Below are 22,776 nucleotides of genomic sequence, written 5' to 3'. Positions count from 1 at the left end.
GATTCACCTCGCTGTCACGCAGACGGCATCCGGCGGCCGCGGCCGCCGGAAGGCCATGGCTCAATTATCGTGATCCATGCTGTCCTGACCCATGGCGTCGTCGTGGCTCATGCCATCCTGGCCCATGGCGTCGTCGTGGCTCATGCCATCCTGGCCCATGGCATCGTCATGGCTCATGCCGTCCTGGCCCATGGCATCGTCGTGGCTCATGCCGTCCTGGCCCATGGCATCGTCGTGGCTCATGTCGTCCTGGCTCATGGCGTCATCGTGCCCCATGCCGTCCTGGGACATGCTATCGGTGTGTGTTTCCTGAGCACTGGCGAGGCTCGTGAAGAACACGCCACCGCTCAACAACGTGGCACTCAATGCCAGCAGGAACTTCGATTTATTCGCGATCATGACCTTCTCCCTATTCCTTGTCGGTAGCCACCTCGGTAGCGAGGCGGTGATAGCAAGGTAATCGGGGATTTCGGGTCAATCATCACGAAACCATAACGTGCGATTCTCCCGTTCCAGGCGTGACATTCGCGTGATGACTCGGTCGGGCATCTCGGCTATGTTCGGTCCTTTGATCGCTCGGAGCCGCTCATGCCGCGCTCGATACTCTGTGTGGAGGACGATCCCGATATCGGACGTCTGCTGAAGACCATACTGGCCGAGGCCGGCTACAAGGCCGATTGGGTCAGTACTGGCGAGGAGGCACTATCGCGCTGGACGGAGTCATCGATGGTGATTCTCGATCTGATGTTGCCGGGCATCGACGGCCTTCAGGTCTGCCGTGAGATCCGCCGGGAGGACGCCGCCATACCGCTGATCATGTTGACGGCGCTCGCCGGGACCCGGGAAGTGGTCGAAGGCCTGGAAATCGGCGCCGACGACTACATCACCAAGCCGTTCGATACCGACATTCTGGTGGCGAGGATCCACGCGTTGATGCGTCGCCGGGAAGCGGTCGATGCGCACAGGCGGTCCGACTCCCATCCCGTCGTCGTCATGGATCTGGAGATCGACGCCACCCATCACCGCGCGACGCTGCATGGGCGCCCGCTCTCCCTGACCGCCAGAGAGTTCGCCCTGCTCGCGTTCTTTTCCCGCCACCCCGGCCGCGGCTTTTCCCGGGGCGAGCTGCTCGACGCCGTGTGGGGCGCGGAGTTCGACGGTTACGATCACACCGTCAACACGCATATCAATCGGCTGCGCAACAAGATCGAGGACGACCCCGCCCACCCGCGTTACATCCTGACCGTGTGGGGCATCGGCTACCGCTTTACCGACCTTCCGACATCGGCGGTCGAGTGATCATGTGGCCACTTCTCAGAAGAGCCTATCGCAGTCTCTACGCACGCATCGTCTTCATCTATCTGGCCAGCATGATCGCGCTATCCGCGGCGACCGCGCTGATCGCGGTCGATCAATTCGACCAGCTGGGCCGCGAATGGCTGCAACGCTCCCAGATCAATATGGCGAGACAGTTGGCCCAGACCCTTCGAGCACCACTCAGCCAGGGTCTCGACGACGATCGGGTGCATACCGCCATCCAGCAGATCATGACCATCAACCCGTCGCTATCGCTATACGTTCTCGATGAGAATGGCCGGGTGGTCGGTGCCTACAGCGAGGGTTCGTGCGGTCTGGGCGAGCAGGTCGACCGGGGCGCCATCGCCGAACTGCTCTCGGAGATGCCGATGCTGCCGGTCTACGCGGACATGCCCTGCCAGGATGGCGAGGGCGTGTTTTCCGTAGCCCCGGTGGCCTACGGCCCCGAAGCCACACCGGGCTACCTGTTCGTGCGGCTGGAGGCCAATACCCAGGTCTCGATGGCCAATATCTGGGAGACCAGCGGCATCTCTCGCACGCTGCTGATCGCCACCAGCGTTGCCCTGCTGCTGACTCTCGTGGTGGGGCTTGCGCTGTTTGCGTTGCTGACCCGCCGGTTCACCCGCGTGACGCGCGCCGTGCGCCACTTCGCCCGCGGCGATTACCGTCAGCGCGTGCCCGACCGGATCGACGACGAGATCGGTCGCGTGGGCCGGGCTTTCAACGAGATGGCCGCCACCATCGAGGCGCAGGTAGAGGCACTGCGCGACAACGACCGCCAGCGCCGGGAACTGGTCGCCAATCTCTCCCATGAGTTTCGCACCCCGCTGACGTCGCTGTCCGGCTACACCCGACAACTGCTGCGCACCGCGACCTCGGCCGACAGCCGCGAAAATCTCGACGCCATCCGCCTGAATGTCGATCGACTGACACGCCTGGCCGCGCAGCTTTCGCAGATGTCCCACGCCAATATCTCTGATCGCGCGCTGAGCCTCGAGTCGTTCTCCTTTGCCGAATTGGCCAACGACATCGTCAGCAAATTTCGGCCCAGAGCCCAAGAGAACGACATCGTCCTCACGGTCGAGAACGAGGCAGCCATGGCCCAAGTGGCCGCGGATGTCGAGTTGATCGATCACGCCCTGACCAATCTGGTCGATAATGCCCTGTTCGCCACCAATGCTGGCGGACACGTCACGATCCGTATCCTCAACCTGGATGTCGACACCCTCAAGATCGGCGTTCGCGACACCGGTATCGGCATGAAACCCGAGGAGGTTGCCCTGGTATGCCAGCGCTTCTATCGCACCGCCCATAGCCGCGAGCGCGGTGACGGGACCGGCCTGGGTCTGGCGATCGTCTGCGACGTTCTGAAACGTCACGACTCGAGGCTGACACTCGAAAGCAAGCCCGGCCGCGGCTCCTGCATCTGGTTCACGCTGCCGCTGGCGAAGCCATGATCACCTGACCAAGACGGCAATCCCGGCTCGCCCGCATCAGGGAGTACCCCAAGGGCGAAACGCTAGCGGAGGATGAGACGATCACGCAGCCCAGGTATGTCATTGTCGAATACAGGGCCAAACGCCGGCATTTCCACGGACAAATTTCCTCCTGCCGGATTTCCGCCTACCCTTCAGTACAGTGCAAAAGTACAGCGCAAATCAATCCGATCTCGAGGAGGAGCGGCATGGCCCAACGTATTCTGTTCACTGGCGGCAGCGGCAAGGCGGGCCGTCATGTCGTGCCCTATCTGCTGGAGCGCGGGCACCGGGTCGTCAACGTCGACCAGACGCCGCTGGATCATCCCGGTGTCGACAACCTCATCGCCGACGTGACCGACAGCGGTCAGATGTTCAACGCCTTGAGCAGCTATGCCGCCTTGGACGAACTGGAATCGGGCACCGGCGTGCCGCATTTCGATGCCGTCGTGCACTTCGCGGCGATCCCGCGCATTCTCATCAAACCGGACAACGAGACGTTCCGCGTCAATACGATTGGCACCTATAACGTCATCGAGGCCGCGGTAAAGCTCGGTATTCGCAAGATCGTCTTCGCCTCCTCCGAGACCACCTATGGCATCTGCTTTGCCGACGGTGTCGTCCAACCCCGCGTACTGCCGGTGGACGAGGAGCATCCGACCGAGCCGATGGATAGCTATGGCATGTCCAAGGTCGTCAACGAGCGCACCGCACAGGCGTTCCAGAAGCGCTCAGGCTTCGACATCTACGGCCTGCGGATCGGTAATGTCGTCGAGCCCCACGAATACGCGGAGAACTTCCCGGCCTACTTCGCCGATCCGTCGCTGCGGCGACGCAATGTGTTCTGCTACATCGATGCGCGTGATCTCGGCCAGATCGTCGACCGTTGTCTGACGACCGACGGCCTGGGCTATCAGATCTTCAACGCCGGCAACGACGATAACTCCGTCAACCTGACGACCCGAGAGATCATCGAGCGCTTCTATCCCGAAGTCCCCATGAGCCGCGAACTGAGCGAATACGAGGCGCTGTACTCGAATCGTAAGATCCGCGACATGCTCGGTTTTCGTGAAGCCCATGCTTGGCGGCAATATGTCGCCGCCCCCCAGGAGCAGTAGCGTGTCAGCCCGCGATCTTTTGATCTGGGCTGCTTCGGCATTCTCGGTGAGAATGCATCGGACGAGAGGTGGAGCAGAGGTACAGCGGCTTCGATGAGTTGTCTTGTTCAGGTCACGATGTTCTGCCCAAAATAGATGCCCACCGAAGGAAGGATCATTCCATGCCTGATAAAATCCTCGTCTTCTACGGTTCCTATCGATCCGACCGCGCCGGCATTCGGCTCGCCGACTATGCCGTGCGCACCCTAAACGAGCGGGGTTTCGACGCAGAACTGATCGATGCGATGCAGATCGACCTGCCGATGCTGGATCGAATGTACAAGGAGTATCCCGAAGGCGAAGCGCCAGGGGCGATGGAAACCCTGGCCGCCAAGATTCGCGAAGCGGATGGTTTCGTCTTCGTCACCGGTGAGTACAACTGGGGCATGCAGCCAGGGCTCAAGAACCTGACCGATCATTTCCTGGAAGAGTGGTTCTGGCGCCCAGCCGGCATCATTAGCTATTCGGCCGGACGCGTAGGCGGCGCCCACGCCAATCTGGTCTGGCACGGCACGCTGGCCGAGATGGGCATGGTGGTTATCTCCAGCACCGTCGCAGTCGGCCAGATCGGCAACACGCTGGATGAACATGGCACACCGCTCGGCGATACCGGCGCCTCGTTCGAACGCGCTTTCGGCCGGTTTGCCGATGATCTCGCGTGGTGGACTGAGGCAGGCAAACGTCAGCGCGCTCACCGCGACCCGCCCTTTTAGCCCAGCCAACTCTCCAGCATTCGCAAGCCGGCCTTTTTTCAGCCAAATTTATAGCAATACCAACTTGCATAGCAGTGCATTATATCTGCACATCAAATTCTCCATTGAGCTCAGGAGAAAACTCAACGCCCTCGTTAGCCTTAGCGGGCCACATACTACACAAGATACAAAATTATTATTAACAGCAATCATACCGGAAACAGGTATCCTGATCACACATCTTAAATGTCGATACGGCTCGTAATATCTGCAGCGTTGCAAGCCAATCAATGGTTCGCTAATTAAAACCAAACTTCAACCGCGGATATTGAACCGACACTCGCTAAACCCCTGGGAATCAGGAAAAATTAGCAGGCCGAAGCAACCATTAATGACAACTGACTCACCCTCACACCCCTGCGCTAGACTTGAACCCTTTCCTCACTGGCATTAGAATAGACCAAAGATCAGCGCTTCTCCTAATTTAAACTTAACCTTCCAAATACTAGTGACACTCATGCCCAGCTTCCACTTTGGTATCCCGTTAATGTCACGTGCGATGAGTCGTGACTGGACTCTCGTTTGCCGTAACTTGGCTCGCACATTTGAATCACTTAGAAGGCAGACATCGAAAGATTTCAGAGTACTAATTACTTGTCATGAGATCCCTAACGTAGACACCAGCGGATTAGATGTCGAGTTCATCTTAGCTGATTTCTTGCCACCCTCTATTTCAAATGAGACTGGCAAGATCGGAAACGACAAGCCAGCTAAGAAGCGACTGTTAGGATTATCGCTCAGGACCTATTTGGGCGAAGAGACCTACTTTATGCATCTTGATGCAGACGACCTAGTTCATCCAAGCTTGGTAGAATTCACTCTAAAAGACAACAACAAAAGCGGCTATCTTGTCGAATATGGCTACATGTTCGATTGCGAAAGTGGAAAAGTGGCACCTATGGGAGGGGACAATACTCCATTTTGGAAACATTGTGGCTCCTGTGCGGTGATCTATCTCACGCTCAATGACTTACCTAGTGACACAAAAGATAAAAACTGTTATTTCATGCAGTTCAGAAGGCATGGTGACTACGCCGATATCGCCGAAAAACATGGTCGTGCTCTATCAACTTATCCAGGATTTATGGCAGCTTACCTGGTCAACCACGGAGACAATGATACATTGAACCGTGGTAAAGTAGGAGTAAAGACAAAATATGTTGAACGATGGGAGATAGCTGACAGCAGTGAATTAGCAACTATTTTTTTAGACTTTCCCATGCTGCTTGACTTTACGTAAAACTAGAATTTTGGCATAGATCCGAATCCAAAAACAACGTTCATGCTCCTAAGATTTTATTTAGAAAAAAATGGAGTGTATGCTACTGGCATCACTCCGTTTTCTAAATTGCGCCATCATATAGCTAACTTGAAAATATAGGAGCCCATCGAACCACTAGCGAACATTACTAGTACGCTTCTCGTCGAAAGTAATTTCTTGATTACCATCGACAAACTCATGGAAACGACCCGCCGCCACTAATAATGAAGATGCCTGACGCTTGATCAACGACTTATTTTTCTCGATATCGTCTAGAGCCTCATCAGCCAACCTCTTGAAATACGCGTTGCCTTGCGCACCCAACTTAGACGCATAAAACACTACATCTCTCTCCAACAATTTTGTGAACTCTTCTTTGAGCTCATCTTGCGTTCGACTCACTTCGTCAGGATTTGGAGCAACTGGTGCCTTGCCGTAAAATTCCAAGACCTTCCAAGACACATCCTTTTCAGGCTGAATATTTCGTTCTGGGACCAGTTCAAGCTCAGAAAACCCCTTATTCTCGACCTCAAACTCGTGATCTGCCAATTCAGGTACTGTCATCTGAAAAATATCGTAGACGAGTCTATCGTTGTATTTTCCATTCTCCGTTTGCAGTTGGTATAGTCGATAATACTGGTGGAAAAGCTGCGGCGTAAAGCGAGCTCTATCTAGACTATGATACCAGCTAATTCCAGTGTGATAACGTGCACGTGTATTGAGATAGTGAGTATCCATCGCATCTCGAGCATACATATCTTCTCCTAACTTTTCGAAGAAGCTTAAAAATTCTTGGCGAACTAGCTCACCGAGCTTGGGGTCCGACATCTCCTCGGCTAAACGTCTCCCTCTTGTATAAGGCGCTAACCGTCTATGCTTAACACCCTTAAAAGACGCGCCATGTACATTAAACAACGGATTACTGGGAGTTGCAGCCAGCCCTAGAGAAATTGGAAAATAGCTTCCCATCTGTCCTAATTGCCAATTACGATATGCAACTCTTCCCGATGTCACGTTCACATTATTTGTGTATCCTTTTAGTTCGAACCCTAATCGCTCCTGCAGTGAAAAAACGACTTTAACATCTTCTTCGTTATTATGATTAGTATATACCTTAATTGGAAAGCCTTTTTTTACAAGAGGCCACAACATTGCAAAATTTAGGCGACTATCCATGCCCCCGCTCAACCCAGCATTAAAATAATAGCCATGCTCACAAAGCGTCACAACGATGCTTCTTATATGAAATACGTAATCGCGCAGGAGCTCACAATAGGATTTTTCAAGAGCAGCTTCACGAGCTGGTCTCTCTAAAATGGAAAACCCTCCCGCTTCTTTAATTTCAATATAACTTCCTGCAGGAACTACTTTAATACCGTCTATCATCGTATTGAGAGAAAGACCCTGCCCTCCCCACAATCCTCTTCCAGCGATAAAATGCCCCGCCAACACTCTCTCGTTAAAACGCACTTTTACACTATCGTAAAAAAGCCTTTCGGTTAGAGCCAGCAAAGAGTTAGAGACGGCCCAATAACCACGAGAAGAGTAATAAAAAACACTGTCTTGGCAAAACCTATCCACACACACAACGGCTTTATCTTTAAGCTTAATAGCTGCAAAGAAACGTCCATCCGCATCGATTATTGCGTCTTCGTCACTATGCTCGATGAAATACTGCTTAGCCCCTACTTCCCCTACAACCACTTTATCGTCAATTACTGCCAAGCCTCTAAAGAACCTCAAATCCTCCAAATTATCATTACAAGTTATCGTAAGCGTATTAGCATCATCTTTCTCAGCACACATATGCATAGTTCTCTCTAAATTTCTAAATTGTAGCCTATAAGATTATCAAACTCCCCCAACGTTACGACCAACGCCGCATACCGATGGGAAGCTTTGGTGCCGCTGAGCTTGGCGTGTTTTTCCAGCTCGTCGATCGCGGCATCGAGCATGGGACCTGCCCCCTTCAGTCGTGCCGAATGCTCGGCAACCTTCTCGTCGACCAGCGCCATGAATTCAGCCTCGGCCTCAGGATGATCCTCGCCAGCTTCGGCTGGCGACAGGGCGCCGTGCACCTCGAATTCCGGCACGCCACGCGCGGCGAGGTCCTGCGGCGACAGCGACGAGCGTTGCCGGCGCACAGCGTCGGAAAACCCTTTCTGTGGCGAATCGAAAGGAAAATCGATCAGGTCGGGATCGGTCAAAGACAACAGGTCGTAGATCAACTTTTCCCCCTCCTGTTGCTCGGGCTCTAGCCGGTGATAGAGATCGAACAGCTGGCGCGAAAGATGCGGCGTGAACAGGGGTTGATCCAGCTGCCGATACCAGTTGAGACCGTAATGAAATCGGGCGCGTGTATTGATGTAGTGATGATCCAGGGCAATCGGATCGTCGACATCGACACCGACGCTATCGAAGAAGCCGTAGAATTCGCGTTCGACTTTTTCCGCCTGCTCCCTGGAATCGAAGTGACGTGCGAGATTCTTCGCCCGTTTCTTGAGTGGCTGGATGTGATAGATGCCCGCCCGGAAGTTGCCGCCGTGGACGTTGAAAGTGCTGGAAATATTCCGGTTCCGCATCGGCATGCGTACCGGCAGATAGGCGCCGAGCACACCCGACATCCAGGTCATCACGTTGTCGCGTCCCGAGTTTCTACCATTGCGGGAGGCGAAACCGTCGATCGGGAAATCGTAGTGACCCTGTATCTTGCGGACGACCTCGAAGTCTTCGCTGCGCTGCTGGTTGCTGTGGACTCGAACGCTGTCGGGGTTCAGGAACGGTCGCATCAGCGCGAAATTCATGCGGCTATCGATCCCGCCGGAGAGACCGAGATTGAAGCGATAACCGTGGCTGACCAGCGCCTGAACCCGGCCCTGGACATCCCTCACGTACTCCATCAGCCCTTCGGCATAGTCCAGCCCTTGGCGATCGGCTCGCGTCGGCGATAGCGTCACTTGCGGCAAGCCGCCCGGTGCAATTTCCAGATGTCGACCGGCGGGAATGAAACGCACGCCGTCCACGAGGGTATTCAGTGACAGAGGCTGCCCGCCCCACAGCGACTGATTGCCGGCAAAGAACCCGAGTGTCGCGGCTTCGTGAAATCCGGGTAAAAAGCCGTCGTAGCGGAGCTGTCGCGTCAGCGCCAGCAGCGAGTTGGAGACTGCCCAGTAGGCCGGACCTCGGGAAGCATCGGAGAAGTAATAGACGGTGTCCTGGGCGAGATCGTCGGTCTTGATGACGACCCGTCCGCCTTCGTTTCTCACCAGAATGAAACGGCCCTCGGAAAACTCGCGGACATCCGCTGCCGGGTGCCGACGCAAGTAATCGGCGAGGCCCTGACTACCCAGGAGCACGTCGCGTCGATGAAAAACGCTGCCCAGCAGAATATCCGGAATCTCCGAATGCTGGGGCGAGGTCAGTACAAACAATCCCTCGGGATACATGACTACTCCTGTTTACTGTCACCGGACGGCGAGTCGCCATGCCGACGATGTATCACTGCGGCGGCTCGGAATTGACATCAGTGCCGGCGGGCGGCAACGACGGGGCAGCCTGCTGTTCGGCTCTGACCGCTTCGAGCCTTTCGGCGTGAGCGGCGTAGCCGAACCGCTCGCGCACGTAGGCGTGGGCGATTTCGACCTGCCTGGCGTAGGCCTCCGGGTCGGCCATCAGTGCCTTCACCCGCTGCTGCAGCTCCGCCGGTTCGGCGTAGATCGCGGCTTCGCCGAAGAGCGGCTGGTAATCCCAGGGCAGAAAGACCGGCAGCCCCACCGCCATCGCTTCGAAAATGACGCGCCCGAACGCCTCCACCCAGTCGGGGTGGGTGTAGTAGACGAACACGTCGTAGCGGGCCAGAAACTCTCGGGGGTGCTCTGCGCCGAAAGCGGAAACGGACCAGTTCTCCGGTAACTGGCCACCCATCATCAAGGCAACCGTGTCGGCGCCGCCTAGCACGTGCACCTCGAACGCGTCGTCCGTCGGGTAGACCTGAGTCAGCGTCTCGAGGTCCGCCGGCCATTTCAACACGTGATCACGCGACAGCCGGCAGACCCTGATGCGCGAGTGCGGCGCAGGCCGTGAGCCACGTCGCCATTCGTCGACATCGATGATGTTTGGCCAGTCTTCGTCGCTCAGCACGATGTCTTTCAAATCGTCTGTGTGATGTTCGACCAGCGCCTTGCGCACCAGCGGCCCGATCGGGTGCCATACGCCGCTGGTCCCGAAGTAGCGCTCGGCGTTTTCGCGACAGCGCGGGATATGGTAGAGCGTGGCGCTCTCGCTGCCGTAATCCCGATTGGGCGGCTGGTTGACGATGACCCGAACGGCGCCGGGACGAATGTCGGGCAGCCAGGATTGATAATCCTCCAGCACCCAGGGCTGCCGGATGACGAGGACGTCACAGCTTGCGCTCTCACCGAACACGATGAGCTCCGCCTGACCGGCTTCGATCAGCTCGCGAATCTTGGGCTCCATGCGACGATCGATGCGCAAGCCGTAACAGGACATCTGCACGATCGCCGTCTTCAACCCCATGGCGTGATTGGCCTTGATCTCTTCGGCATTGGAAGAGGTCGTTCCGCCCGAAAGCCGAAAATCCGACGCCAGCACGACATCGTAATGACGTGCTTCGGGTTTCCGCGGCCGCATCGAACCCGGCACGAAGAAGTGACGCTGCGGCTTGTCGGGATCGTCGTAAAGATCGACCGGCTTGTCGTACCAGGCTCGATGGGATTCTTCGTAGGCCGCTCTGGCGCCATACTTGTAGCCGTTATAGCCGGAACCTTTCGAACTGGTCAGGGAATCGGCCGACTGTCGCTGGAACGAGAGCGGCCCGGTATCGAGATGGACCAGCGCCTCCGGATCGAACGCCTTCTTGATCCGGGCCAGATACTCGGAATCGCCGGCAAAACGGACGGCATCCCAGTAGCCGACCGTCTCGAGCGCCGACTCGCGCCGGAACATCAGTGACGACAGATTGAACTGAATGTAGTAACCCTTGTTGCCACGGCGATGGAATCGCAGATCCTCGAACGCCCGCGCCTGCTGCGAGGTGTTGGCGAACACCGCCGGCGAATCCACCAGATGACGGGCCTGATGCTCGATCTTGCGCGGGTGCGACCAGTCGTCGGCATCATGACAGGTCACGAAGTCTCCGGTGGCGATCTTCAGGGCGTTGTTACGGGCGACATAAGGTCCGGAGTTCTGCTCGTTGCGAATGACGATCAATCTTTCGAACCGGCTTTCGTACTCCTTGACCCGCTCGAAGGTGCCATCGGTACTGCAGTCGTCGGAAACGATCACCTCCAGATTGGGCCACGTCTGCTTGAGCAGCGACTCCATCGCCTGCTCTACGGTCGCTACCGCATTGAAGACGGGGACGATCACCGTGACCCTCGGCAGCTCGCCGAGCGGATCGGCCATGACCTCGCAGCCGTCGACCGCGATGCGATCGTAGAGCGCATGGCCATCGTCGGGCAGGAAGCGGATCGTCTCGATCGCCGACTGTGCGAGACACTGATTGATGGAGGCGAGCTTGTCGTCACCGTCTTTCAGATTCGCCAGCCCCAGCAGCACGTCACCGTCGAGCCTCGTCGAACGCAGGCTTTCCAGTAATGCCACGGCCTTGTCGCGTTCACCGATGGCCTCCAGACATTCGGCCTCGACCACGGCGATGGCGGACTCGTTGAACAGCTCGAAATCATGAGCGCGATAGCGGCGGATATGCTCGAGGGCCTGACGCTTGGCGCTGACCTCGGTATGGGAGGCATGCCAAAGCGCCAGCTCCCATTCGGCCCACGGCGCCATGAACGCGTTGACGCGATCTTCGGTCAGCAACTGGAGCTCCTGCACGCCGCGCTCCACGAAACCGAGCGTATAGAGATGCACGCGCGCATGAGTCACGCGCTTGCGGGCGTGCTTTTTCTTTTCCTTCAGATCCTGCTTGCGCTCGGCGCGGACCGACACTTCGCCCGTCGGCTCGGTATTCTCGTCGAGACGATGGAGTGCCTGACGCTGGCTCTGCAGCCGCCGCTTGCCGCCGAACATCACGGCGGCACCGCGCAAGGGCGCGGTGACGCGCCACGAGCGGCTGGCAAGAATACTGCTTTGCTTGCGCCGCAGCTCCTCGATCTCTTTCTGACTCCGAGCCAATCGTCGCTGAAGTCCCTCGATTTCACGCTCGGTAGCCGAACGCCTGCCATGCGGGACGTCGCCACCCGCTTTTTCCGGCTCGAGGCGGCGCACGGCGTTCGGCTTGGCAGACTCTTCGCGGCGTCCCGGTTGGCGTTCGAGCTCGCGTGCCAGTTGCTGCAGCAGCTTCTGCTGGCGGTGCAAGCCCTGGAGCGTCGGGTCCGAGCTAGCTCGACCCGAATCCGCTTCACCGGCAGGTTTGCCGTTCGCGGGGGAAGACTTGCCACCCAGCTCGCCCCGAGCCCGTCGCGTCTCGGCAATAAGCCTTTCCAGCGCAGCGATCTGATCGTCCGTCTCGTTGTTCATCGTGCATCCTTTCCCAATTCATCGTTCGCCGTGCGACCACTGTGTCGTCGGGCAGGAGGGCGCCTGCCGGCGGCGCCTCACCTTCAATAGACGTTCTTGCCGAAGAAGCCTTTGATGGCCGTCAGAAAAATGATCTTCAGGTCGAGCTTCAGCGACCAGTTTTCCAGATACCACAGATCGTACTGCACGCGCTTTTGCATCTTTTCGATCGTATCGGTTTCCCCCCGATATCCGCTCACCTGCGCCCATCCGGTGATTCCCGGCTTGACCTTGTGACGCTGCATATAGGATTCCACGAGCTCCTTGTAGTGCTCGTTGTGGGAAAGCGCATGAGGCCGTGGGCCGACGATCGACATCCGCCCCTGCAACACGTTATAGAACTGAGGCAGTTCATCCAGCGACGTTCTTCGCAGGAAGGCACCAATCCGCGTGAATCGAGGGTCGTCACGTCGTGCTTGAAGAAAGCCCCGCGTATCGCCGTGCAAGCGCATCGAACGGAACTTGTAGACCTTGAAACGCTTGCCGTTGATCCCGGTCCGGTACTGCTTGAACAGAATCGGCCCCCGGGAGGAGCATTTGATCGCAATCGCGATGACCACGCAGAATGGCAGGATGCAGATCGTGATCAACCCGCCCAGCACCAGATCCTCGAGCCGTTTGGTGAACCGCGCCGGCCCGGTCATCGGGCTGACGCTCAGGTCGATGGCATAGAGACCGACCACCTCACTGACCTTGTGATTGAGTATCGGCAGATCCGAAAGCTCGGGGAAAAATCGAATCTCCACGGTCTGATGGCGCAGCGAGTGCATGATCGCCTTAATCGCGTTGCCCATGTTGAGCGGCATGCAGATCCAGACCTCCTGCGCTTTCGACGCTTCCACCCGCCGCGCGAGCGCATCCAGTTCTTGGGCGCTGGGCGTTCTCGCCAGGCGCAGCACGCCGCAGACCGAGAAGCCCGCGCTCTGTTCGCGTCGCATGTGCCGCGTCACGTTGAGCAACGTCTTCCCCGGGCCGATCATGAACACCCGGCACCGGTTGCGGCCCTTGAGTCGAAACCGGCCCATGGCCGTGCGCAGCACGATTCTGCCCAACGCGCTGATCGCGAACGACATCAGGAACGTGAGCACCAGCCACAGTCGCGAGTAGCGCTCTGCCGCATGGATGAAATAGATGACCGTCGTCGATACGGCGGCCGCTATCAACCAGATGATCACCTGGTCGGCGAGAATTCGCCCCAGTCGCTTGACCCGCCAGTTGCCATACGCATCGATCAGCACGCCGACCAGAATGATGATGATCGCGATGACCTGAATTGCCCACTGATAACGTTCGTGAAGATCGAACGTGCCGAAGCGGTGGCCATACATCAACACCCCGGATACCGCCAAAGCGGCGATATCCATCAACGAGATGAACAGCAGTAATACGTTTCTTTGGCTCACGTCCGCGGGCACTCCTTACCCTTGACTGAAAACCCTAACCCGGGCGATTGGCGAGACAATCTCGCGTCAGCGCACCCGACTCTCCAGCATTCCCTGCAATCGATGTCCAAACTCCTCGCGTCGCCGCTCGATAAGTTCCAATTTACTGTCGTCAGTGGCAGACAGGGTCTGCGCGAGCTGTGAAATCAGCGCCTGCGACTCGGTATAGAACGCCAGGCCGAAGCGTTCACGCATCGCTATCGCCGTGTCCAGTTGATGATCGTTGCGATGCTCCCGGTAGCGCTTCAGGCGCGGAAAAACCAATACCGGCCGTGCCTGCTCCAACAGGGGCAGAAGGCTTCCCATGCCGGCGTGGCTGACTACCCAGCGCGCCTCGACCATCAGCTTCCGGTGGCGACCCACCTCCATGAATTCCTCGACCGCCAGGTTGGCCGGCACGTCCCTGTGCTCGAACCAGGCGGTGCCGCCTGGCCCGGCCTGATAGATGACCGGCTCTTCCGGTAACGAACGCGCACCTTCCAGTGCGACTTCGGCCAGACGATCGAAAGGCAGCTGGCCACCCGCGGTCAAGAAAATCACAGTACGCTTCCCAGATAGGAGACGCGCCGATGACTGGCGGCGACTTCCGGCCATTGCGTCAGTGTCTCGTGGCACAGCCACGTCGCTAGCCGTCCGGAGAGCGATAGCCGCCTGACATTGGCCACGCTATCGATCCAGATAGTGTAGCTGCCCCCGAGCCGGGCCAACGCCAGACACAGTAGCCCCGGTGCGGCACCCGTGCTGATTGCCGCATCGCAGCGTTCGTGGCGCAGTATCCGCTGGATATCGACGGCGCAACGCCCTGCTCGCCAGAGCGTGGTCTTGTTGAAATCCGTGATCACGTGATGGGGCTGATCCATCGATGCCGGCCGGGTCGTGACCCAGACGGTCGAGCCCAGCGAGAGATGCGCCGCAATCCGTTCGAGCTGCACCAGATGTCCGCCGAAGGAGGCAACCAGAAGCGCTCTCATGAGGCGCTCGCCGGCGTGGCTTCCGGTGGCGGATAGACATCCTGCAGCACGTGCTCCATGTGCCTTAGTGCCCGTCGATACTGCTGGCGTTCGATCAGTCGCTCCAGCTCATGCAGCCCGGCAGCAAGCAGAAAATCTCGGTCGGTGACCTTCTGCGAAATTTTCCGGCGCTGTCTCAGCGCACCCATCATCTCACCCTCCCGGGCCTGGACGAGATAACGTGGCGTCGCGCCGGCACCAATCGGTTCCAGGCTCCATCGCCCCCAGCACAGCACACAGGGCGAATCCTGCTCGTCGAGCAGGATGTTGCGGTCGCTGACATCGGGGTTGTAGATATGCAGCGGTACCGCCTTCAACCGACGCTGCATCTCCTCGAGTCGGCGCTGGAAGGCTTCCACCAGCTCACGTTCCGCTGGCTCTTCGGCGGCCAGCAGCACCTTGTCCACCAGGGCACGATCGACGCGGGCCCACAGCGGCGGATGGGAGCGCAGATAACTATCGACGATCTCCTCCGGCGGTACGTAGCACCAGAGATCGAACAAGATTCTGCGCTGCATTTCACCCCGCCGCTCGCGCGGGACCGCTGCGCCTGGCGGACAGAGCAGGTGCAGCCAGAGAAACTCCTCGATCTGTCCTTTGTCGAGAAGACGCGGCGCGTGAACGGCCCCCAGATCGATCCGCTCCAGCAGGTAAGTCTCGTGATTGCCCTGAGAGCGCTGTCTGGGAAGATAGATCTTCTCGAGGATCGACTCGCGATCCGACGGCTCGCGAGTCGAAGCCTCACGAACCGATGACTCCTCAGCCAATGCGAACCAGGCCACATTGCTCTGGCCGCCATCCCACCAGCGAGACGATGCCACGGCATCGCGGCCTCCTCGTGCGCGGATCCATTCACGGCTGCGCGCGAGCCGGGCCGCGGGTGCGAAAAGCTCCCAGAAGCGCTGACCGCCGCGCGAGGTGTCACTCTGCAACTGGCGTTCATGGAAAAACAGCGCATCGACCCGCTGACGCTGCTCGGCCAGACGAATCTGTCCGTTCACGAAATTGGTCAGAGACTGAAAGATGCGTCGACTCAGAATCAGACTGATGATGGCGATGAGCAGATTGAGCTCGCTCAAGCGGTAGAACTCGAAGACCAGAAACAGGAAGCCCAGCAGGAAACCCGAAGAGCCCAGAATCCGCAATAGCCCCTTGCTGTTGGCGTTGAGCCAGCGCTCGACCCGATGCCGGTAGTCGGCGCTGCCTACCGATGCCAACCCCAGCGTCGCACCGGCCATGACCACGACCACCAGCAGGAGAAAGGCGAACAGGGTGGGAAACAGATACAGCCCCACGCCGAACCCCACCAGGGCCATGGCCCCCTCCGCCATCGCCTCGCAAAGCCGACGGTACTGTTCGCGCACACCGGCATCCTGATCATTGAACAGCGTGATCTTGCGGGCGTTGTCCAATACGACCAGCGCGCCCCGCTGGCTTTGCCGGTCGGCCAGCCAATCCATGAACTGCGACACCGCAAAGAGCAGCACGGCACCGGCGCAGAGCAGCACGATCCAGAGCGAACGCGTCTCCATGGTGACGAAACCCTGGAAATAGCGGGGAATCCCGTTGCCACCCAGCAACAGGATCACCTTCAAAGGCAGCAGAAAGGCGACCACCTGAGCGAGCTGCGAGATCAGCAGCGTACCCGCCGTCATCGGCGCCGCAAACGGCGTATGCCGAATGAGCTGCCGCCAGACGCTGGCGAACCAACGCAAGTGCCGCCAGCTAGCGCGATAGAGATTCATGAGCCTCGCCGTTGTGCATCGAAATCGTCGTTACCTCTTCCCTCTCGCCCCAGAAACCACCAGGGTCGAACGCCGTCATGAGGATGATACAGGCGGATGGACTGCCGGGGCGCGGGGATATCGCCGCTGACCGAGGCCGGATGATAAGCGTAAGCATGAGCGGCACGCAGCGGCTGAAAGCGGTCAGTGTCGAAAGTATCGATCTGACGCCACGGCCAGTCGCGTCCCTCGAAACTCAAAAGCCATTCGAACGCCTTCTCGAGACCGCGCCCCCGGTCGTCACGAAAGTGCCACAGATCCTGACCGTGGCGCTCGGCCAGCAATGCCAGGTAGACCCAGCCCTGCAGGTTGAAGCAGCAGTAGTGCGCGGTCGTCGTGCGTTTGAGCTCCTCGGGCTGTGCACCGGCCTCGTCGAACTGTTCGAGAATACGCTCCCGACTGTCGCGTAACGTGGTGGAGACTAGCGCGTAATCCTCCAGGTACGACGCGATCGCAGCGATCTGTAAATCATAGTAGGTACCGTGATTGTTGGCCGAACGCCGCTCGGCACGACCCTGCGAACTCGTTCGCAACCACTCGAGATAGCTTCGCAACCACAGTCTGAACGCCTCGCGATCGGCGTCTGCCAGCGCCCCGGCTCTTTCGACCAGCCGGACGGCATCGAGCAGGAAGTAGATATCCTTCATTTCGATGATACCGGACTTGCTGCCCCGATTGCGGTCGTGGCCCTGGCGCACCTGCGCATACTTCAAGTGCGGATTCATGCGCGTAGTTGGATCGATAAACCACACCCGAATCAGGGTCGCTGCGTGTTGTGCATAGCGAGCCTCGCCGCTTCGGGCCCAGGCAATGGCGCAGGTCGTGACATCGTCGAACAGGCGCTGGAGCCGAGTGCGGTCGTACTGATCGCTTTCAGGCGCGTAAAGCACGGTGCCGGGCACCCTGACCCCGTCGCGCGGCATATAGGGCAGCCACTTGGGGAGGATCGGGCTGGGCCAGTAATAGGGCGCGGGATGCCAATAGTCGTGCGGATCCCCGCTAGGCGCCAACGTGCTCTTGTCGACGACCGAGAACGGCCCGCGAGCGAGCGCGGCCGCGGCCTCCTCGAACAGTTCCGCGTCCCCAGCCCGGTCTCCCGGCGCGAGCAGCGCATTGCCGTCGTAGAACAGTAGCGACCCGGTGCTGCGGTGACTTGCCATGAATCGTGCATCGAGACGATCAAGCAAACCCGTTACCGCCTCGACCCGGGCGACGCCCCGATCCACCAGCCCCCGCGAAGGGTCGCCTTCCAGATGCGCCTTACCCGATTCCAGCCTGGCCACCCATCCCGCCTGAGCGAACTGCCCGGCCTGCGGCGCATAGGCCGGACAAGGCAGATCCCACGGTTCTATCTTCCAGCGATCCCAGCGTCCGGGCACGCCAAGCCGCCACAACAGTTCCACCTTCGGACGACGCCCGTAAGGATGGCGCTCATCGAAACGTTCGACCGCATCGCGGCGAAATACGAGCTGTGGTTCTTCCTCGGCGGAGGGGCGAAAGTCGGTTGCCAGCAGCTGCTGATTATCGGTGATCCGGGCCATCGGCACGATGTAATAGCGTTGCTGCGCCGACGCCTCGATCCCCGCCCGGATCGCCGTCCATGCCGCGGCCGTCACGAAACAGTTGCCATCCCACGGCAGGACCCAATCGGCGAGCTGGCAGCCCTCGTCGAGGGCCACGTTGCGGGCACCGTTGTTATTCATGACGTAAAGGTTGCGATGCCGATAGAGCCGCATCATCACTCGGCCCTGTTCCGCCTCGCTCAGCGCGTGGAAATCCTCGGATCGGGTGAAGCCGGGAAACGACAACCCCTCGAAGTCCCACGGCGTAGACGCGTACGTCTGCTCGTCGAAGGGAATGTCGATGTAGGGCTGATCGTGCGACTCGAGCAGTGCCACGATCGCCGCGTGCTCATCGGGATTGACGATGCGGTTGACGATGAAACGCTTCTCGCATCCCTCGAGCACCGGCTCGTTCTCCAGAATGAAACGCAGATTATCGCGTGACTGCCCGCGCGCATGTCGCGGTTCCAAATCGTTGCCGATGATCCGATAGAGCACGAAGCGAAACGGCTTGGCAGCGTCGCTCGCCAACATGTTTCCCTCAGCCGCAACCGGAGGCGCGCCTCGATCGGCGGGCGTCGGACGATTGCGCTTTTCGTAGAGCCGACGCGCCACCCGATAGCGCTTCTTGAGCCGCTCACTCAGCATCCTTGCCAGTTTTCTGTACATAGAGCCTCTTGAAGAAAAGCGGGCTAGTAAATCGCCCAGTCGTTAATCCTGAGGCTTCAGGGAAAACCATATATTCTTAGCCATGATAGTTCCCACTAACGGAAGCTATTGTTCTTCAAAGCCGCCTGGAGCGGATCAAGCAAAGTTTGGTCGAATTCGTCACGCTGACAGAATGGCCAGTTATCACTACCGTAAGATAGGAACCACTTGAGACTATCTGATAAAGACCGGCCATTCGATAGCTTTTGCTCAAGGTAATTGATACCGAAGACTTCCGCTATTGCGGCCAAATCCACACTCGTCCGTAATATTTTGGCTACACTAGATCGGGAATTACGAACACTTAACAACGTTGGCAATGTGCCATCTTCAGCAATAATAGAATCAAAGCTGGATAAAGACTCTATAACAACAGCACTGCCTTTGGAATATTCGCCAGCATCAGACAACAACCTCAACAATCTAAGATCGTCTTCTAGCAGCATATCAGGAGTAAAATGCTGCGGCACTCTTCTTCGTTTATCATTCCAAAGGCGATTAATATAAGCAGCTAAGCTATGGTCAAATATTTCCTTTTCGATCGGGCTTAGAAGGCCGTTTTGCACCAGTATCGTGACGACCTGGAAGTACGCCAGAGCCTCAAGACCACCAAAGGCCAAATGTGTTTTATGCAACTCAAGAGTTACATCCAGACTATTTTCGGGGATCAGGTCCGTACTCGGAGTACAGCAATAAAAATGTCTCCGATACAACTTCGCCGCCGACTTTAGATACTGAAAATCTTGCGTACTTGACCAAGCCAAGCTCAGCACCAAAGAGTCCTGAAGAAAACCCTTACCTTCTATCAAAAATGGTGCTTCATTTTTATCAACGTCGCTGACAATACGGCCTGCACGTTCAACGCAGTGATTGAGACTCAAGTCGCATTTTTCAGCATAGCGCTGGATTTCGTCGACACCTTTCGTCTTAATAGTCGATATACCGTCATTTGGAACAAACGCTCCGTAATCCAACGATTGTAGGGCACTCAATATGGCCTCCTGACGAACCAGATATCGTGCTCTTGCGCTTTGACGTGTCCCTATCTCCAGACTTCCCATACCGGAATAGAGCCTGGCGACCCAGCCGGCGACACCGAACTGACCGGCCTCCGGCCCCAGTTCCCGGCGTGGCTGCTCCCAGGCGTCGTCCTTCCAGCGGTCCCATTTGCCCGGGATGCCCAGACGCCAGAACAGCTCGACCTTGGGCCGACGCCCGTAGCAGAACGCTTCGTTGAAACGCTCATCGGCGTCATTGCGGAAGATGAGCTGGGGTTCTTCGACGGCCTCGGGTTCGAAGTGGTCATCGACGAGCCGCTGGTTGTCCAACACACGCGTCATGGGTACGGCGTAATAGGCGAGCCAGGGCCTTTCGCGCACGTCCTCGACGATACGGTTCCACGCACGCGGCGTCAGAAAGCAGTTGCCGTCCCATGGCAGCACCCACTTGGCCTCGCCGAGTCCCGCTTCCAGCGCCCGGTTGCGCGCGCCGTTATTGTTCATGACGTAGTTGTTCTTGAACCGGTACAGCGCAGTCAGCAGTCGCTGGCGCTGCTCAGGCCCGAGCTTGGCGAATTCGGCACTGGCCAGATAGCCCGGCGAAGGCAGACAATCGAAATCGAGCGGAATCCGGCGGTACTCTTCGGCCGAAAACGGAATGTGAATCCACTCCTGATGATGCGCTTCCAGCAGCGTCAGAATGGCGGATTCTTCCGCCGGATCGGCAATACGATTGACAACCCAGCGCTTCTTGCAGCCCTCGAGAGGCTGCTCGTTTTCCAGAATGAATCTGAGGTTGTCGCGTGACTGCCCCTTGCGATGGCGGGGATAAAGATCGTTGCCGATAATACGGTAAAGAACGAAATCGTCCGGTTCTGTCGCCAGCGCGCTCGCTCCATACTGTTTCTTCAACGTCTCAGGGAAGCGCGGTTTGATGTCCATCATCGCGATGGCATCGAATCGCCGCTCGAATCGCCGGGCGGCGTCAGCCAGTTCGTCTTCCAGTTTCGTCAACGACTGGTGCTGTTCGGCGAGTTCCTCGGCCAGGGCTTTATTCGACCTTTGCGCTAAGCCGGACGCTTTCGATGCCTTCAAGGCCTGGATCTGACTTTCCAGCTGAGCGATCCGGCCGGAATTTTCGGCCTCGATCGAATCCCATAGCACGTCTTGAGCGGACGGCGTCTTTGGACTCTGACTCATGATGTTCTCACTTCCCTGTCGGTTCCATCGACGGCGACTTCGCGTCGACCCAGCTCCGGGTAGCGCAGCGCGAAAATATCGAGCGCCGCGGGCGATTCGAGCTTATATCGATGGACGAATTTGCTTTTGCTGTTGGCGCGACCGTCATTCTCATGGCGATAGTTCGACCACTGGTTCTCGCCATGATTGACGAGATACAGCGCCATGTCGTCGACCCAGGAGGCCAGCGGCCTGCCCTTGATCTGGGCGAGAGCGGCAAACTGCTCATGCATCCGCTGGCGCTCGAAATAGCTCTCGTCTTCGCCGTCGCGATTGAAGTCATCGGGTTCGAAAAAGAGCACCGCGCTCGAACCGCACTGATGCCAGAACGGCACGGTCTCTTCACTACAGCGTGCGACGGCGCGCTTCTCGTAGTCGAAGATATAGCCGTTCTCGATCAGGTAGCCGCGACGGTTGTCGTCGCTCGTCACGGCCAACACCAGCGAAGGATCGAGCAGATCGTCGGCATCGAGCTGCATGTAATAGAAGCCAGCCGTCACCGATGCCTTCAATGCCTCACCCAGCGCGTTGCGCTTACGGCGCTTGTCGTTGCCGAACGTCCCATCGGCGCGAACCGGGGGCTCGAAATCGACGACGACATACTCGACATCCAGACCGAAGGTTCGAATCTCGGGCCGTTCGTGAGCGGCAATCCAGACGCGAAAATCACGTGAGCGCTGACGCGCGAGGTTTTCGAGCGTGCGTTCGAGATTCTGACAGGTCAGCGCCCAATTCTGGGAGCAGGCCTTGGCCCGCAGGCAGATACCGAAATGAAACGATGACGTTTCGGCCCGCCCGATCTCCGCCGAGCGAACATCAGATGGCGAGTGGAGATGAGCCACGCTGGTCGATTCCAGCGCCCAGCCGGCACGATGGCCCGCAACGCTCGTATCGGTCATCACGCTCACAAGAGTTTCGTCCCCCAGGCGTCGCGGCAATACCGGCAGCATCATGCCGCTCCAGGCGAAATCCGGCTCCTGACTTCCCGCGGCGCCAGCGACACTTCGGCGAAGCAGTGACAGGTGCAAGCCGTCATGGCTGGACCGGGCGAGATCCAGCAGCAGATCTCGTTCCGCCACCGCCGGCAGCGCGCAATCCCATGGCCAGATCATCAGCCATTCAAACGCCCGATCGGCATGAGCATCGAGAAAACCCAGCAGCTTGGCATCGGGAACGAACCGCCCCGCGGTGCTGTTGTCGCGATGCGCCGCGTCATCCGCGACGTGATGGGTGCCACAACGCGCGGCGCTGTCACCGGCATCGATCCAGCGCACGCCATATTGCTCCAGACAGGCGATGAACGCCGGGCGCAACGTGCGGTCCTCGAACCGGCCCATGACCCAATCCCGAGCGATTCGGGGCTCGCCGGGCTCGTTGTCGAGCAGATGATGCAGGCGCTCGAGGGCCCCCGCACCAGTTAGCCCGCCGAGCGTGCTCTGGTCCAGGACGCGATAGAGAACGGCCACCGACTGGGATGCAGCGGGCTCCTCTTGCTCCCCGCGAAACATGCGCTCGACACCCGGTACTGACTGGG

At 58.3% G+C, this 22,776-nt stretch carries 16 protein-coding genes; 5 read left to right on the top strand and 11 right to left on the bottom strand.

Features of this window, described 5'->3' with window-relative positions:
* Positions 1-60 precede the first annotated feature (60 nt).
* Positions 61-399 (bottom strand): hypothetical protein, encoded by a 339-nt coding sequence (locus tag BTW08_RS10625; protein WP_075562500.1) that lies wholly within the window; start codon positions 397-399, stop codon positions 61-63.
* Positions 400-588: 189 nt separating this feature from the next.
* Here BTW08_RS10625 and BTW08_RS10620 point away from each other — a divergent pair, with 189 nt between their 5' ends.
* From BTW08_RS10620 to BTW08_RS18955, 5 genes are all read left to right on the top strand, one after another.
* The gene (locus BTW08_RS10620; protein WP_075562499.1) at positions 589-1,299 is read left to right on the top strand and encodes a response regulator transcription factor; all 711 of its coding nucleotides are present in this window, start codon (positions 589-591) and stop codon (positions 1,297-1,299) included.
* 2 nt (positions 1,300-1,301) lie between these two features.
* On the top strand, positions 1,302-2,774 hold the full coding sequence (locus BTW08_RS10615) for a HAMP domain-containing sensor histidine kinase (protein ID WP_075562498.1): 1,473 nt from the start codon (positions 1,302-1,304) through the stop codon (positions 2,772-2,774).
* A gap of 227 nt (positions 2,775-3,001) precedes the next feature.
* A complete protein-coding gene (locus BTW08_RS10610) occupies positions 3,002-3,910 on the top strand; it encodes an NAD(P)-dependent oxidoreductase (protein ID WP_075562497.1) in 909 nt (302 codons plus the stop codon).
* A 161-nt stretch (positions 3,911-4,071) separates the two neighbouring features.
* A complete protein-coding gene (locus BTW08_RS10605; protein ID WP_075562496.1) occupies positions 4,072-4,662 on the top strand; it encodes an NAD(P)H-dependent oxidoreductase in 591 nt (196 codons plus the stop codon).
* 496 nt (positions 4,663-5,158) lie between these two features.
* A complete protein-coding gene (locus tag BTW08_RS18955; RefSeq protein ID WP_139313634.1) occupies positions 5,159-5,941 on the top strand; it encodes a glycosyltransferase family A protein in 783 nt (260 codons plus the stop codon).
* Between the two features lie 156 nt (positions 5,942-6,097).
* Here BTW08_RS18955 and BTW08_RS18950 read toward each other — a convergent pair whose 3' ends face one another.
* The 10 genes from BTW08_RS18950 to BTW08_RS10550 all read right to left on the bottom strand — a co-directional run bounded on the left by BTW08_RS18950 (position 6,098) and on the right by BTW08_RS10550 (position 22,750).
* The gene (locus BTW08_RS18950) at positions 6,098-7,774 is read right to left on the bottom strand and encodes a hypothetical protein (RefSeq protein ID WP_168170655.1); all 1,677 of its coding nucleotides are present in this window, start codon (positions 7,772-7,774) and stop codon (positions 6,098-6,100) included.
* An 8-nt stretch (positions 7,775-7,782) separates the two neighbouring features.
* The gene (locus tag BTW08_RS10590; protein ID WP_075562493.1) at positions 7,783-9,408 is read right to left on the bottom strand and encodes a hypothetical protein; all 1,626 of its coding nucleotides are present in this window, start codon (positions 9,406-9,408) and stop codon (positions 7,783-7,785) included.
* Positions 9,409-9,460: 52 nt separating this feature from the next.
* Positions 9,461-12,460 (bottom strand): glycosyltransferase, encoded by a 3,000-nt coding sequence (locus tag BTW08_RS10585; protein ID WP_075562492.1) that lies wholly within the window; start codon positions 12,458-12,460, stop codon positions 9,461-9,463.
* Positions 12,461-12,543: 83 nt separating this feature from the next.
* Positions 12,544-13,902 (bottom strand): undecaprenyl-phosphate glucose phosphotransferase, encoded by a 1,359-nt coding sequence (locus BTW08_RS10580; RefSeq protein WP_246837704.1) that lies wholly within the window; start codon positions 13,900-13,902, stop codon positions 12,544-12,546.
* Between the two features lie 66 nt (positions 13,903-13,968).
* Complete coding sequence (locus BTW08_RS10575) at positions 13,969-14,481, bottom strand: glycosyltransferase (RefSeq protein ID WP_075562490.1); 513 nt, start codon at positions 14,479-14,481, stop codon at positions 13,969-13,971.
* Complete coding sequence (locus tag BTW08_RS10570) at positions 14,478-14,912, bottom strand: hypothetical protein (RefSeq protein WP_075562489.1); 435 nt, start codon at positions 14,910-14,912, stop codon at positions 14,478-14,480. Before BTW08_RS10570 ends, BTW08_RS10575 begins: the two co-directional genes overlap by 4 nt.
* On the bottom strand, positions 14,909-16,696 hold the full coding sequence (locus BTW08_RS10565; RefSeq protein ID WP_075562488.1) for a hypothetical protein: 1,788 nt from the start codon (positions 16,694-16,696) through the stop codon (positions 14,909-14,911). The genes BTW08_RS10570 and BTW08_RS10565 overlap by 4 nt, the downstream gene beginning before the upstream one ends.
* Complete coding sequence (locus BTW08_RS10560; protein ID WP_210403236.1) at positions 16,693-18,966, bottom strand: alginate lyase family protein; 2,274 nt, start codon at positions 18,964-18,966, stop codon at positions 16,693-16,695. The genes BTW08_RS10565 and BTW08_RS10560 overlap by 4 nt, the downstream gene beginning before the upstream one ends.
* Positions 18,967-19,061: 95 nt before the next feature.
* A complete protein-coding gene (locus BTW08_RS10555; RefSeq protein ID WP_075562487.1) occupies positions 19,062-21,203 on the bottom strand; it encodes a hypothetical protein in 2,142 nt (713 codons plus the stop codon).
* Complete coding sequence (locus tag BTW08_RS10550; RefSeq protein WP_075562486.1) at positions 21,200-22,750, bottom strand: hypothetical protein; 1,551 nt, start codon at positions 22,748-22,750, stop codon at positions 21,200-21,202. Before BTW08_RS10550 ends, BTW08_RS10555 begins: the two co-directional genes overlap by 4 nt.
* Between the last annotated feature and the right edge of the window lie 26 nt (positions 22,751-22,776).

The sequence above is a fragment of the Salinicola sp. MH3R3-1 genome (genome assembly GCF_001937155.1).
GTDB lineage: Bacteria > Pseudomonadota > Gammaproteobacteria > Pseudomonadales > Halomonadaceae > Salinicola > Salinicola halophyticus.
Note: the sequence above shows the minus strand (reverse complement) of the source record. Positions and strands in the feature narration are given on the sequence as shown.